Origin of the sequence: Streptomyces sp. NPDC008001, from assembly GCF_042958085.1 — a bacterium.
GTDB lineage: Bacteria > Actinomycetota > Actinomycetes > Streptomycetales > Streptomycetaceae > Streptomyces.
In genome coordinates, this window is sequence record NZ_JBIBIZ010000007.1 from 166764 (window position 1) to 180608 (window position 13845).

Genomic DNA, 13845 nt, shown 5'->3' on the forward strand with positions numbered 1-13845 from the left:
CGGCCCGTCTATGACAATGCCACGGCAGGAGCTCCAGGGGCTGACCGAGGCGGAGGCCGCATGCCGCCTGGCGCGCCACGGACCCAATGTCATCGGTTCCGTCCGCCGGACGCCGGTGTGGCGGCGGGTGCTCGCCCAGCTGCGTGACCCGCTGATCCTGGTGCTGCTGGCCGCCATGGTGCTCACCGTCGCCACCGGCGACCTCGTCGATGCATCGATCATCGGGATCGTCGTCGTGGTCAACAGCGCGGTCGGTGTGGCCCAGGAAGCCCGTGCGGAGAAGGCTGTGGCGGCGCTTCGCGTGCTCAGCGCTCCGGTGGTCCGCGTGGTGCGGGACGGCGCCGAACGGGAGGTGAACTCTGCGGACATCGTGCCCGGCGACGTGGTCCTACTGGGTGAGGGCGACATCGTTCCCGCCGATGGCCGTGTCCTCGAGGCGGCGCGGCTGCTGGTGGACGAGTCCTCACTGACCGGTGAGTCCGTGCCGGTGGCCAAGGAGACGTCGTTGCATGACCCGTCGGCCGCTGCGGTGTCGGCGGGGACGGTGGTGCTGCGGGGCCGTGGCCGGGTCGAGGTGACGGCGACCGGCGCAGCCAGTGCCACCGGCCGGATCGCTGCCCTGATGGCGCCGCCGCCCGGACTCACTCCACTCCAGCACCGGTTGGCGCGCTTCGGCCGTGTCCTGGCCCTGGTCGCCGTCGTGCTGTCCGCCGTGGTGCTGCTCGTCGGGACCCTGCGCGGGCAACTGGTGGAGCTGATGGTGGTGGCGGCGATCAGCCTGGTCGTCGCCGCGGTCCCGGAGTCCCTGCCGGCTGTGGTGACGCTCGCCCTGGCCCTGGGCGCACACCGGATGGCCGAACGGCACGCCATCGTCCGCCGGTTGCCGGCCGTGGAGACCCTGGGCTCGATCACCGTGCTGGCCACGGACAAGACCGGCACTCTCACCGAGGGCCGCATGGCCGCCCGGCGGCTGTGGACCCCGGCGGGCGGCGAGGCCACCGTCTCCGGCACCGGCTACGCGCCGGAAGGGCGTGTGGAACGGGACGGGCACCTCCTATGGAGCGACCAGGCACCGGACCTGGCCGAACTGCTGGCCGCCGCGGTGCTGTGCAACGACGCCGCACTTCGTCCGCCCGAATCGGGCGACGGTGCCTGGACGGCGCTGGGCGATCCGACGGAAGCCGCCCTGTTGACTGCCGCCGCCCGATTCGACCTGGACGCGGCGGGGTTGCGCGAGAGCATGCCGCGCGTGGACGAGGTCCCGTTCAGCAGCGAACGCAAGTGCATGACCACGGTGCACCGCCACCCCGGCGGGCAGCTGCGTGTCGTGTGCAAGGGCGCGCCCGAAACGGTCCTGCGCGGGGACCATATCGCCGAAGACGATCCGCAGTCGTGCCGCCGAGCGCTGGCGCGGGCCGGGGAGTGGGCGCGCGACGGGTACCGGGTGCTGGCGGTGGCCACGGCCGACAGGGCGGACTCCGCGCCGGACGGCTGGGAGAGCGGCCTTCGTCTGCTCGGGCTGGTCGCGATCCTCGACCCGCCCCGGGAGGCCGCCGCCGATACGGTCGCGGCATGTCGGGCCGCGGGCATCACCCCCGTGCTCGTTACCGGGGACCACCCGCTGACCGCCGAAGCCGTCGCCCGGCGGCTGGGCATCGCCTCCGCCCATGAGGAGGCCGTCACCGGCCAGGAGATCCGGGGCGGGACGGCCGGAGCCCCCACTGCGGTGCGCGTGTTCGCCCGTACGACACCGGAGCAGAAGCTCGGCATCGTCGAATCCTGGCGGACCGCCGGGCACGTGGTGGCCATGACGGGCGACGGCGTCAACGACGGGCCCGCACTGCGCCGGGCCGACATCGGCGTGGCCATGGGTCGGCGGGGCACGGAAGTAGCCCGGCAGGCTGCCGACCTGGCCCTGGCCGACGACGACATCGGCACCGTGGTCGCGGCCGTCGAAGAGGGACGCCGGGTCTACGCCAACGTCCGGCGCTTCCTCCTGTACGCCCTCGCGGGCGGCAGCGCGGAGATCCTGGTCATGCTCGCCGGCCCTGCCCTGGGCATGCCCCTGCCGCTGCTGCCGGCACAGATCCTGTGGATCAACCTCCTCACCCACGGCCTGCCCGGCGTGGCCCTCGGCGCCGAACCGACGGCCGGCGACGCCATGCACCGGCCGCCCAGACCTCCGGAGGAAAGCGTGCTGGGGGAGGGGTTGTGGGCCCGCATCCTCGCGCTGGGCACTCTCATCGCGGTGGTCACCCTGACCGTCGGATGCTGGGCCCACGGCACGGGCCGCCCCTGGCAGACGCTGATCTTCCTGGTCCTCGGCGCCACCCAACTGGGCGTGGGCCTGGGCTCACGGGCCCGGCCCGGAAGCCTGGCCAACCCCTTTCTCCTCCTGGCCCTGGCGGCGGCGCTCGCCCTACAGATCGCGGGGGCGTACGTACCCCTCCTGCGCGAACTGCTGGGCACCCAGCCTCCTGCCCTGTCCGATGTAGGATTGGCGGGCGCCGCCTTCCTGCTCGGGTACGCGGCGATGCGCCTGCAGGCGTGGCTCGTGCCGGAAGGCGGCGCAGCCCGGTGGGCCCGCATCCGGTGACGCCTCAGCCCCGACGTGCACCGCGGAACAGGCTCCGGACGAAGGCCGAGGGGGCGTCCTGCCGAGGTAGCGACGGCATGTCCCGCGAGGCCGGGGACGACCCGGCGGCCTCCTCGGCCGCCAGCGTCGCTGCTGCGATGCCGCGGCGGTGCCGTGCGTCCGGCGGGGGAGTGACGGTGATACCGGCTCCGGTGAGGATGCGCAGGTCCAGGCCCCAGGTCAGGGCCGAGCGTTGCTCCCACAAGGCGAAGGCGGCGTCGACGTGCTGCCGAGCCTGCCCCGGGCTCATCCCCGTGACCTGCACCAGGTGGGCGAAGGCTTGGGCCTCCAGGCCGCGGACCTGGGCGTAGCCGAAGTGGGTGACGGTGTGGCAGTCGGTGCACAGGCAGATCAGGCGCTTGAGCGTCTGCACGCGGCGCGCCTCGTCGTACACCCATCGTTCGTGTGCTTCGAGCCACCGCTTGGACTGGCGGTCCTCTGTCGCCCCGCAGGCTTCGCAGCGCAGGCCGGCCCGGCGGGTAATCATGCGGCGCAGACGTTCCCAGTCGCGTTGGGCGACGCAGGAGCGGACGTTGGTGAACCAGCAGCTGCTGGGCACCAGGTCGACGAACAGCCCGCTGCCGAGCGTACGGTCCTCACCCGGCAGCAGGTCCGGGATGTCCGGGGCCGCCGCCCACGGGGCGAGTGCGGTCATTCGCTCACGGGGCGCGTACCAGCGTTTGGCGGAAGGGTCCCAGCGGGCTCCGGCTGCCTTCGCCTCGTCCTTCTGCGCGTACGGAACGTCCAGCCATATCCGCTCAACCACCCTGGTGACCCCTCCCTGTCGGCGACGCGGCAACGCTATCGGCATGGCTGGGCTCCTCGTCGGCGTTCACGAGACCTTCCCTTACTGGAAGGCGGCGTGAATCTCCCGTTCCGACGCCTCGTGCGAGACGAGCAGGACCTCGTCACCGGGCTGGAGCACCAACCCGGGAGCGGGAGCGGTCGGTTGGCCGTCCCGGACGACGGTCGCGACGACCGTACCGGCGGGGAGCGGGAGGTCGCACAGTGCCCGGCCCGCCGCCCGGGACTGCTCGGTGATGGCCGTCTCGATCACGTCGACCCCGGCTTTGCTCAGCCGCAGCAGGGCCACTGTGTCGGTGGCCGCCGTGGCCTCCTCGATCAGCGAGACCAGGGGCGCGGCGGCCGGGAGCGCGATGTCGACGCCCCAGTTCCGGTCGAACAGCCAGGCGTTGTCGTCGTCGTTGACGCGGGCCGCCACGCGAGGGACCGAGAAGTGCCGCTTGGCCAGCAGGGCGGTGACGAGGTTGGTGTCGTCCTGCCCCGTCGCGGCGACGACCAGGTCGGCTGTCCGCGCGCCGACGTGTTCCAGGACCGCTGGCTCGCAGGCGTCCCCGCCCATCAGGTCGGCAGCCACCTGACCTCGTAGCTCGGCGACACTGTCCTCGTCGACGTCGACGAGCGTCACCTGGTGGCCGGTGGCGAGCAGGACCTGGGCGATCTTCGTGCCGAGCCGGCCGGCTCCGGCGATCACGACCTTCATGTCCCCAGCTCCTTGTCGAGGAAGGCGCGCAGCCGGCCGAGGGACTTGGCGGCGACGGCGAAGGTCACGACGTCATGCGGCTCGGTGAGGGTGCCGTGGGCGGGGAGGAGGGAGTGCCCGGCGCGGGTGACCTCCACGACGCGGATCTCCCCGTCCACGTCGAAGTCGGCAACGGGCCGACCCGTCAGGTAGTGGGGGAGGGCGGAACGCACCAGGACTGTCTCGCCGTTGCCGAAGGTGAGTTCCGGCTCGAGGTGGCGGTGCAGCAGCATCCGGTGGATGCGGTCGATCGTCCAGCTGACACTGGCGATGGTCGGGATGGCCAGCTCGCGGTAGAGGCCAGCGCGCCGGGGGTCGTAGACGCGCGCGAAGACCAGCGGCACCCGGTAGGTCTCCTTCGCCGTCCGGGCGCAGACGATGTTGCTGTCGTCACGGGAGGTGACGGCGACGAAGGCGTCGGCGTGCTCGATGCCGGCGGCCTCCAGGGCCGTACGGCTGTAGCCGTTGCCGACGTGGAAGCGGCCGGAGAAGTTCGCAGGGAGCAGCCGGCGGGTGCGGGCGACCTGGTCGATGACGCGGACGTCGTGCCCCTCGGCGACGAGCCGGGTGGCCAGCGTGGAACCGACCCTGCCGCAGCCGACGATGATCAGCCTCATCGATGTGCTCCCTCTTCGGCAGCGGCTTCCCGACGCCGCAGCCGCCATTTCCTGGTCTCTTCGGCGAGGAGGAGGAGCAGGCCCAGGCAGGCGAGCACTGCCCAGTCGGCCGGGCTCAGCGGGGCGGTGTGGAAGACGGCTTGGAGGAAGGGTGCATAGCTGATGGCGGCCATCAGGGCGATGCCCAGTGCGCCGGCGGCCAGGAGCAGGGGGTTGGAGAACAGGCCGGCGCGCAGGACGCTCTGCCGTTCCGTCCGCACGGCCAGGGCGTTGAAGAACTGACTGACGACGATGCCCGCCTGGGTCATGGTGATCGCCTCCCGGTAGACGGGGTTGTCCGCTGTGAAGGCGGAATAGGGGATCCCAGCGGAGTTCACGCGCCAGAAGAACACCGCACACACGCCGATCGCCTGAATAGTGCCGAGGAAGAGGAAACGCCGTACGACGTGGCCGGAGAACAGACGTTCTTCGCGCGAACGGGGCGGTCGTTCCATGACGTCGGGCTCCGGCGGCTCGGTGCCGAGAGCCAGTGCCGGCAGGACGTCGGAGCCCAGGTCGATGGCCAGGATCTGCACGGCGCTGATGGGAACGAGCGGGAAGCCCACGAAGGTGGCGGCGAGGATGGGCACCAGCTCGGCGATGTTGTGGCTGAAGAGGTACACCAGGAACTTGCGGATGTTCTGGTAGACCGAGCGTCCCAGCCGTACCGCCACGGCGATGGAGGCGAACGAGTCGTCCAGCAGCACCATGACCGCCGCCTCGCGCGCCACGTCCGTTCCCGAGGTGCCCATGGCGACGCCGATGTCGGCGTGCTTGAGGGCGGGTGAGTCGTTGGCGCCGTCACCGGTGACGGCCACAACCTCGCCGCGCCGCTGGAAGGCGGTGACTACTCGCATCTTGTGCTCAGGGCTGACCCGGCACAGCAGCAGCTCCCCGGACTGCGCCAGTAGCCGGTCCAAGTCCTTACCGTCCATGGCGTCCAGGCGGTCACCGGTCACCACAGTGGGGCGTGCTTCGCGGACGATGCCCACGCGCCGGGCCACGGCTTCGGCGGTCAGCGGGTGGTCGCCGGTCACCATGACGATGCGGATGCCGGCGGAGCGGCAGGCGGCTACCGCGGCGCTCACCTCGGGACGGGGCGGGTCGAGCATGCCGACCAGCCCCAGCAGCGTCAGCCCGTTCTCGGCCTCGCCTTGAGCCGGCCGGGGACCGGAGACCGTACGGGCCGCCACGCCGAGCACCCGCAGCCCCTGTCCGGCGAGCTCGTCGGCGGCCGCGGCGACGGCGGCGCGGGTGTCGTCCGTCAGGGGTCGGGACGCCCCCTGCCAGTCAACGCCGGAGCACCGCGCCAGCAGCTCGTGCGGCGCCCCCTTCACGTAGGCGCGGTGGCCGTCGCCGGGCTCGGCGCACACCACGCTCATCATCTTGCGCACCGGGTCGAACGGATAGTCGGCCGTTCGAGGCGCGGCAGCCTCCTCGGACACCGGGTCGAGGCCGGCTTTCGCCGCCGCCACCAGCAGAGCGCCCTCGGTGGTGTCGCCCAGCACCCGCCACCCCCGGCGGTCGGACGGCGGGACCAGCCGGGCGTCCGAGCACAGCGCCGCCACCCGGAGCAGTTCGTGCACCTGGCCGTCACCGGAGACCTCGCCCTCGGGCGTGTACCCGACGCCGGACACGGCATGCGTCACCCCGCCCGCCCACACGGCCACCACAGTCATCTCGGCCTCGGTGAGCGTGCCCGTCTTGTCCGTGCATACCACCGTGGTCGAGCCCAACGCCTCCACGGCCAGCAGTTTCTTCACCAGCGCGTGCCGACGGGCCATCCGCCGCACTCCGACGGCCAGCGACACCGACAGCGTCGCCGGCAGCCCCTCGGGCACCAGCGCCACCATCACCCCGAGCGCGAACACGAACGACGACACCAGCGACTGCCCAGTCGGCAGCCGCACGGCGAACAGCACGGCCCCCGTCACCAGAGCCGCCACGGCCACCCGGCGCGCCATCACGGCCACCTGCCGCTGCAACGGCGTGCGCTGACGTGGCGCCGCAGCAGCCAGACGGAAGATCCGCCCGAACTCCGTCGCGGCGCCGGTGGCGCACACCACGGCCTTGGCCGAGCCGACCACCACGTCCGTCCCCATGAACACGGCATTGCGGGCCTGCAGCACCGGCCCGGCCGCCACCGCCTCGGCCGTGCGCGTGACCGCGTCGCTCTCGCCGGTGAGCGCCGCGTTGTTCACCGACAGGTCGTACGCCTCCACCAGCCGGCAGTCCGCCGGGACCGCGTCCCCGGCCTCCAGCAGCACCACGTCCCCGGGAACCAGCTCCCGTACCGGGACCTCCCGCCGTTCCCCACCGCGCAGGACCCGGCAGGCATGCGGGACCATCGCTTGCAACGTCTCCGCGGTCCGCTCGGCCGAGTACTCCTGCACGAAACCGATGACGGCGTTCAACAGCACGACGCCGAGGATCGCGACGGCCAGCTGCAGCGTGCCGCTGTCACGCGGACGCTGGAGCCCCCAGGCCAGGAAGGTGATCGCGGACGCGACCATCAGGACCACGGCGAACAGGTCGGTGAACTGGGCGGCCAGCTGCCGCCAGGGCGCCCTCCGAGCGACGCGTGGCAGCTCGTTCGCGCCGTACCGCACGGCACGCGCCGCGACCTCCGCGACCGGCAGGCCACCGGGATCGCTGCCCAGAGCGGCGAAGACATCTGCGGGCGGCAGCGTCTGCGCGAGGGGCCCGGCCTCCGGTGAGTGGATTCCGGGACCGGGGGCATCACCGGGCCGCCGCAGGTTTGTGGTGGCCGGCATCAGGGTCCGCTCCGCCGACAGAGGGGGACTCGGTGCGCGGTACGGGCCACGTCGACACCTCCTTCGGCCACACCTTCGCAGCCGAGGACTCGCAGCACTCAGAAGGACGGGGGGAAACAGCGGACGAGCACCCGTTCGCCGGACGGGCACCACGCGGCCTTGCCGAGCGTCATCGGCGCGTGAGCCGTCGAAGGGCCACGTGCCTTTGCGGGTGCAAGGGAGAGGTACCGGTTGTCGGGTCAGTCGGCGGCGGTCTCCCGTTCGAGAGCACGGCGTAGCTGTTCGAGTTTCGGGGGCAGGAGATCTGCGAGCCCATAGCGGTGGCGTCCGCTGTTGTAGCTGCGGATCAGCCCGCGCTGTTGCAGGGGCATGCCGTGACGGCGCCGGGTGTACGAGCCGTCGTCGCGCAGTGTTCCGGCGTGGTTGTGAGCGAGTGAGACCCAGAGCGCCTTGGCGCTGCCCTCGAGGGTCTCGGTCAGCTCCGCGCGGACGGGCAGCCAGCGGTCAAGGGCATCCCGGCTCAGTAGGGACAAGGGGATGGCTTCACGGTGCGGCGGTGCGTCCGTGCCGTGCTGTGGACGGCGGAGGATCACAATGCTGCGGCCGTCGCCTGACACGTGGTCGATGTGCTGGGTCACCAGCTCGCCGACCCGCGCCCGGGTGTCGAGTACCACCGCCAGGATGGCGATGAACCTGGCATGACCGGGAGACCGAACTGTGGACATGTCGCGGTGCAGTCGTCGTCGCAGAGCTGTGAGCTGCTCGCTCTGGGGGACAGACCTCAGCGCGACAGGTCCAGTGATCTCCATGAAGACGCCCGGGAGCCCTGCTGCATGGCGGATGATCTCCAGGCAGGCCAGCCGCGCCGCGTTCGTTGCCTCCGAAGTGGGCGGCTTCTCACCGTTCACCAGGCGGCTGCGCAGCACGCCGGTCTCCGCCACCTGGACGTAGTGCCGTAGGGCTGTCTCGTCGAGGAGCTGTGGCAGCTCTCTCCGAGCTCGGGCGGCCAGCAGGTTCTGCTCGAGGGCGGCAGCCAGCTCCTGACGCACCATGCCGAGCTGACGTCGGCGCGACGGTCCGACGACCAGACCACGGATGAGCTCGTCGAGAACCGTGATGGACGGATGTGACACAGGGGCATTGTGCTGCAAAGCCGCAGCGTGAGGGCACTAATAACAGGCCCCAAGCTGTCGCATCGGCACAACGACTGCCGTGGGGCGTCTCATCCGCCGCCGCTCCGGACGCCCGAGCCAACAGTTCTAATAACAGGCCCCATGCGCTTGAGATCCCGTCCTGCCCCTCTCGGGGCAAAGGACAGAAAGCGGGCAGTCAGTAGGGGAGGGGAGAGTGCCCCCGACCTCTATGTCGTCCGGCGGGGAGGAGCAGTCAAGCGGACGTTCTCCAGACTTCGATGTGTCTCATGAGACAGAAGAAGGTGTGACCACGAGGTCGTCAGGACGCAGAGGAGCCAGCCACTCTGCGTCCTCCAACTGGGCACAGCGGCGTTGGTCCGCGGTGTGGCACGTGGGAAGCACAGGAAGATCGTCCATACCCTGCCAAGAAGCGGGTGACCTTGGCTCTCTGCGCGCGTCACTCCTCGTTACGGAACCAGCGTGGCATACCCACCGCTCCGTGACCTCCAACCAGTGGCGGCTGTCGAAGGGCGTTTGATGCAGTGGTGGCAGGCAGCGCTGTGGGGAGCGCTGGGTGCTGCGCTGGGAGAGCTTGCGGACTTTGCCCTGATTCTAGAGAACAAGAAGAAGCTGCCATGGAAGATCAAGGACGGACCGGAGAAGGCAATCTACCTCCTGATGGTCCTTACTCGGGTGACGCTCGGGATCGGTGCTGCTGGAGCGCTTACGGTGTTTGGTCAACTGGCGGGCGGTTTGGGGGCGTTCATCACGGGACTTTCGGGCCCGAAAACCATCGACGGCCTCCGTAAGCAAGCGCGAGGATCGACAAAGGCTTCAGAGGAAGCGCCACCAGAACGATCGGAGGCGTGATGCAAGCCGGTTCCAGGATTGCTCAATTTTGGTCGCTTCTCACTCGAACACATCCCGTCTTTTCAGTGACTCCTGTCCCAATTACTGGAAGCAGTCGTGCCCGTTTCTCGTCACTCCTGACACGGACTGACCCTGTGTTCCTGTCCGACGGCCCATCGTCGACGGAAGCAGGCTGGTCTCCTCTGCCGGTCGACCTAGATTTCGACCAGTTGGCGGGTGGTGATATGTCTGGTCGCGAACTATCCCGCGTCATGCTTGCAGAGGGGGATCTGAACGGCGCAAATCTCGACGAAGCTGTCCTGGTCAGTGCCAACCTGGCTCGTGCCGATTTGACTGATGCCCGGCTGAATAAAGCGCTCCTTACCGGGGCGGATGTGAGCGGCGGTCGGCTAGTGGGTGCTGAGATGAGGCGGGCGGTCCTGATTGGCGCCCGTCTTTCCGATGCGGAAATGGGCAGCGTCCTTGCGGACGAGGTCGACCTCGCCAGTGCGAATCTCAAAGGCGCAAATTTGAGGGAAGCCTGGGTACCTGGGGCAAATCTCACCAACGCGGACATGAGTGGCGCCATGATGCAAGACGCAAAATTCTTTGACGGGATTCTTATCGGTGCAATCCTGACGCATGCAGATTTGACCGGCGCGAGTTTGGCAAGGTCGCACCTAGCCTGCGCGAAACTCACTGGCGTCCGACTCGCTGATGCCGACCTGACCGAAGCCGTTTTGACGTACGCCGACCTGACCGGTGCTAGTTTGAGAGGCGCCACGCTTTCTGGAGCGGACCTGACGAGCGCCACGCTCGTCGACGGCGACCTTCGCAACGCGACCCTGACGATGGCAAGACTGACTCTGGCCGACCTGAGTGGTGCCATTCTTGCCAGCGCGGACCTGTCACGTGCCGTCCTGACTAACACCGACCTGAGGAGCGTGGCTCTAACAGATGCCAATCTTTCATTGGCCCTCTGGTCGCTGCAGACTCAGTGGCCCGCCGAACTACACGCGGAAATCCGTGACCGTTCTGAGGAAATCAGCCCAGGGTTGTTTCGTATCCGAAGCGTCGCAAGCCGCGACCGGGCGCTTGCTGGCCCAGACCTGTTTCCCGTGAGCTGATGAGTGCAGAGCATGTTAAAACCGCTCATTCAACTTCCAGGTCCTTCCGCCTCGCTGAGGGGAAGGGGATCACAGCTGCTGGCTGGCCGATAGCGTGCTCGCGCAGGGAGACGTTCTCCGCGAGGAGGGTCATGATGACAGTCGCGGCAGCGTCGACCTGCTCCTGAAGGCTGTGGCATTCCTCGCGGCTCTTGCGCAGCTTTCTTTGCAGCTCGACGACTTCGGTGTCGCGCTGGCGTTGTTGAATGCCAGCCGGACTGGTTGCGACGCGCGAGTCCCAGTCAAGGAGGATCTCAGGGGCCCGGTTCATGGTGACCCGGCTGACCCCGGCCTCGCGGCAGAGGTTGTTCTTGGTGAGTTTTCCGTCGGTGTGCTGGGGCTGGCCGGTGTAGGGGTCCAGCAACTCCATTGCGCCGACCGGGACGTAGACCGACCGGGGCCGCTTCTGCTTCGCGCAGGCCGCCAGATCGACGTCGGTGGTCCGAGGGCGGTCCCCCGCCATCAAGCCGAGCTCGGGCAGCAACAGCGTGGACCACTCCTGGGCCCGCATCCCGGTCAGCAGCGCGAGTTCGACCGCGGCCCGATTGCGATGCGGGCGCCACCCGCCGAACGTCTCGTCGAGCTTGGCCTCGGGCGTCAGCCCACCGAACCCGACGTCCCGGAAGAACAGGTACTGCTCCAGCTCAAGATGCCGCACCCGCACGTCCGTACTGAAGCCGCTGCCCAGCGACTCACCCTGCGACGACCGCCACGGACTGGCCCGCACGTAGCCGATGCGGACCAGGTGCTTGTAGAGGCTGACGATCGCCGCAGCGTCCCGGTCCCAGGTGGGTCCCTCCACCGTTTCCTCGGCGTCCTCGCGGCGCCACTGCCGGAACTGCAGGATGTCCCTCTCGGTGGCTGAGCGCAGGTCCGCCCCACGGGCCAGCAGGAAGCCGAGCAGCATCAGCACCGTGTAGGCGTAGGCCCGCATTGACTTCGCGTCCCGCCGGGCCAGCGCCAGACTGCGAAACTACGAGGAGACCGGCTCCACCGGCCGCATCGCCTCGTCCAGGAGGACCGGCGTACCCGCCGGCAGGCGATACCGCTCAAGAGCCCCCGCCAGCAAAGACCGATCGATCCCCGCGACATCACCCACCCGCCACACCGCCCGGTGGTTGGCGAAGTACAGCCGCACCGACCCCTCCCGTACCGACCTGAGCACGTTCCCCCGTACGCCAACGGAGGCTCTCCGCCGACAGCTACGGGAGGGCACAAGATCTCACCCAGATGAGACACCCCTCGATGTCTGGAGAACTGTGCGGAGCCAGTCCAGCGGGACCAGTTTGGGACCACACGGTGTGCGCGCTGCCAAACGAAATCCGTTATGCCCAACCTCGCGAAGCACCTTTTGGTGGAGGTTGCCGCCTTTGTGGCAGGTATCTACTTGACTGGGGGTCAAGGGGTCGTGGGTTCAAATCCCGCCGTCCCGACCGGAAAAAACGCCCTCTGATTTGCGGGAAACCGCAGGTCAGGGGGCGTTTTTTATTGATCTTGCGACTTGACTGTCTGATGGGGTGTCAGGCGCCTGGGGACCGCTTGGGGACCACCTCCCGGAAAAACCGCTGATCAGGCCCTGTATTGCTGGAGACCAAGATCAACTAGCAATTCGGGCGTTTGTGTACATCTCACAAGGCCTGGAGGCCGGCCGCCAGCGGCTTCGAGAGGACCGGGGCGCCGCGGAGGTGGCTGCTGAGGGATGTGCCGGCGGCGAGGAGCGCCTGCAGGTCGGGGTGCAGGTAGCGCTGGGTGGTTCGCAGGGAGCCGTGTCCGGCGATCACGCGCAGGACGTGCAGCGGTACGCCCGCGTCGGCCATCCAGGTCAGGCCGGTGGGACGGAGGCTGTGACGGCGCAGGTGCTCGTAGCCGAGGTCGGCGACGACCTCGTCCCAGTGGGTGGCGTCCCGGAGGACGGCGGTGGTGATGCGTCCGCCGCGCGGGCCGGTGAACAGCCGGGCGTCGGGGTCGTGACCGGCGGCAAGGAGACGCTGGGCCACCAGGGGTCGTACTTCCTCGATCAGGGGCACGCGGCGGGCGGCCTTGCCCTTGGTGCCTTTGTCGATCAGCCCGCCGGGGGCCGGTGTGGTCTGCCGTCGGACGGTCCAGATCCAGTTCACGGGGTCGATGTCGCGGGCCCGGACGCCGGAGACCTCGCCGATGCGCGCGGCGGTGCAGGCGGTGAAGGTCACCACGCTGCCCCAGCCCGCGTACTGCCCGTAGGACCGCTCCACCAGCGCGTCGGCCAGGGCCTCAAGGGTGTCCCAGTCCCGCAGCGCCAGGCACCGGGGGTCGTCGAGTTCGTCCTCGGCCTTCTTGAACTCGTACTGCCACCCGCTGACCCGAGCGGGGTTGTCGGTGATGATGCCGTCGCGGCGGGCCTGCTCCATCACCCGGACCAGTACGGCCAGGCTGTTCTTCACCGAGGAGCGCCCGGCGGAGTCGGCGATCCAGCCGTAGACACACCGGTCCACGGCACCGTTGCTGATCATGGTGACCGGGATGTGGCCCAGGCTCGGCACCACTCGTAGGCGCCAGCCGGCCTTGTACGGGTCGTGGGTTTTGGCCTCCAGACCGCGCAGGGCCAACTTCATGTTGGCATCCCCGTATTGCCGGAGCGGCTGGTCGTGCGGCTGGACACCGCGCAGCGCGGCAGCGGTCAGGGTGTCGATCCAGCCCTGGGCCTCGTCCTCGGTGGCGCGGGACTCGGAAAGCGACATCCGCTTTTTCGAGATCGGATCCACCCATCGGACACGGGCTTTGTAGGGGGGCGGCCGGTCGGGCCGGAATTCGATGTCGGGAGAGAGCGGTACGGCGATGGGGAGTTGCTCGACGTACCCCATCAGGCTACCTGGGAGGTGTCGACGCGGTGCTCGGCCAGCCATTGCCGGACGTCGAAAGAGCTGTACATCACCCGCCGCTGCGAAAGGCGGATGAAGGGCGGACCCTGCGGAGGCCGGGCTGTGCGCCACCTGCGCAAGGTCGAGGGGTCAACGTCGAGCAGGCGGGCGAGCTGACCGGTGGATTACCAAGATTCCGGCTCGTCGTCTTTCAGGGCATGGTCGTGCGTGAGCGGGCGGGCGGATATGCGG

Annotated in this window: 10 protein-coding genes and 1 pseudogene; 3 read left to right on the forward strand and 8 right to left on the reverse strand. The window is 69.3% G+C overall.

Annotated elements, in window-relative coordinates:
• The first annotated feature begins 10 nt into the window (after positions 1–10).
• Positions 11–2596 (forward strand): cation-translocating P-type ATPase, encoded by a 2586-nt coding sequence (locus tag ACFZCD_RS19865; RefSeq protein ID WP_391832542.1) that lies wholly within the window; start codon positions 11–13, stop codon positions 2594–2596.
• Positions 2597–2600: 4 nt separating this feature from the next.
• Here the strand turns inward: ACFZCD_RS19865 and ACFZCD_RS19870 are convergent, their stop codons facing one another.
• The 5 genes from ACFZCD_RS19870 to ACFZCD_RS19890 all read right to left on the reverse strand — a co-directional run bounded on the left by ACFZCD_RS19870 (position 2601) and on the right by ACFZCD_RS19890 (position 8741).
• Entirely contained in the window at positions 2601–3401 is an 801-nt protein-coding gene (locus ACFZCD_RS19870; protein ID WP_391832544.1) for a DUF5710 domain-containing protein, read from the reverse strand.
• 81 nt (positions 3402–3482) lie between these two features.
• Positions 3483–4139, reverse strand: a complete 657-nt coding sequence (locus ACFZCD_RS19875; protein WP_391832546.1) for a potassium channel family protein — start codon at positions 4137–4139, stop codon at positions 3483–3485.
• Positions 4136–4795: a potassium channel family protein gene (locus ACFZCD_RS19880; RefSeq protein WP_391832548.1), complete on the reverse strand. Its 660-nt coding sequence runs from the start codon at positions 4793–4795 to the stop codon at positions 4136–4138. Before ACFZCD_RS19880 ends, ACFZCD_RS19875 begins: the two co-directional genes overlap by 4 nt.
• Positions 4792–7608 carry a cation-translocating P-type ATPase gene (locus ACFZCD_RS19885; protein WP_391832550.1) on the reverse strand — a complete coding sequence of 939 codons (2817 nt, stop codon included), beginning with the start codon at positions 7606–7608 and terminating at the stop codon, positions 4792–4794. Before ACFZCD_RS19885 ends, ACFZCD_RS19880 begins: the two co-directional genes overlap by 4 nt.
• Before the next feature lie 239 nt (positions 7609–7847).
• Positions 7848–8741 carry a hypothetical protein gene (locus ACFZCD_RS19890; RefSeq protein ID WP_391832552.1) on the reverse strand — a complete coding sequence of 298 codons (894 nt, stop codon included), beginning with the start codon at positions 8739–8741 and terminating at the stop codon, positions 7848–7850.
• 513 nt (positions 8742–9254) lie between these two features.
• Here ACFZCD_RS19890 and ACFZCD_RS19895 point away from each other — a divergent pair.
• Together ACFZCD_RS19895 and ACFZCD_RS19900 are read left to right on the forward strand one after the other, a co-directional pair.
• A complete protein-coding gene (locus ACFZCD_RS19895) occupies positions 9255–9611 on the forward strand; it encodes a hypothetical protein (RefSeq protein WP_391832554.1) in 357 nt (118 codons plus the stop codon).
• Between the two features lie 134 nt (positions 9612–9745).
• Positions 9746–10717 (forward strand): pentapeptide repeat-containing protein, encoded by a 972-nt coding sequence (locus tag ACFZCD_RS19900; protein ID WP_391832556.1) that lies wholly within the window; start codon positions 9746–9748, stop codon positions 10715–10717.
• 25 nt (positions 10718–10742) lie between these two features.
• Here ACFZCD_RS19900 and ACFZCD_RS19905 read toward each other — a convergent pair whose 3' ends face one another.
• The 3 genes and pseudogenes from ACFZCD_RS19905 to ACFZCD_RS19915 form a co-directional block, all read right to left on the reverse strand.
• Entirely contained in the window at positions 10743–11720 is a 978-nt protein-coding gene (locus ACFZCD_RS19905) for a site-specific integrase (protein WP_391833112.1), read from the reverse strand.
• A gap of 664 nt (positions 11721–12384) precedes the next feature.
• On the reverse strand, positions 12385–13473 hold the full coding sequence (locus tag ACFZCD_RS19910) for a tyrosine-type recombinase/integrase (protein ID WP_391832558.1): 1089 nt from the start codon (positions 13471–13473) through the stop codon (positions 12385–12387).
• A gap of 122 nt (positions 13474–13595) precedes the next feature.
• Positions 13596–13766, reverse strand: a pseudogene (locus ACFZCD_RS19915) (helix-turn-helix transcriptional regulator); the annotation flags it as partial.
• Positions 13767–13845 lie beyond the last annotated feature (79 nt).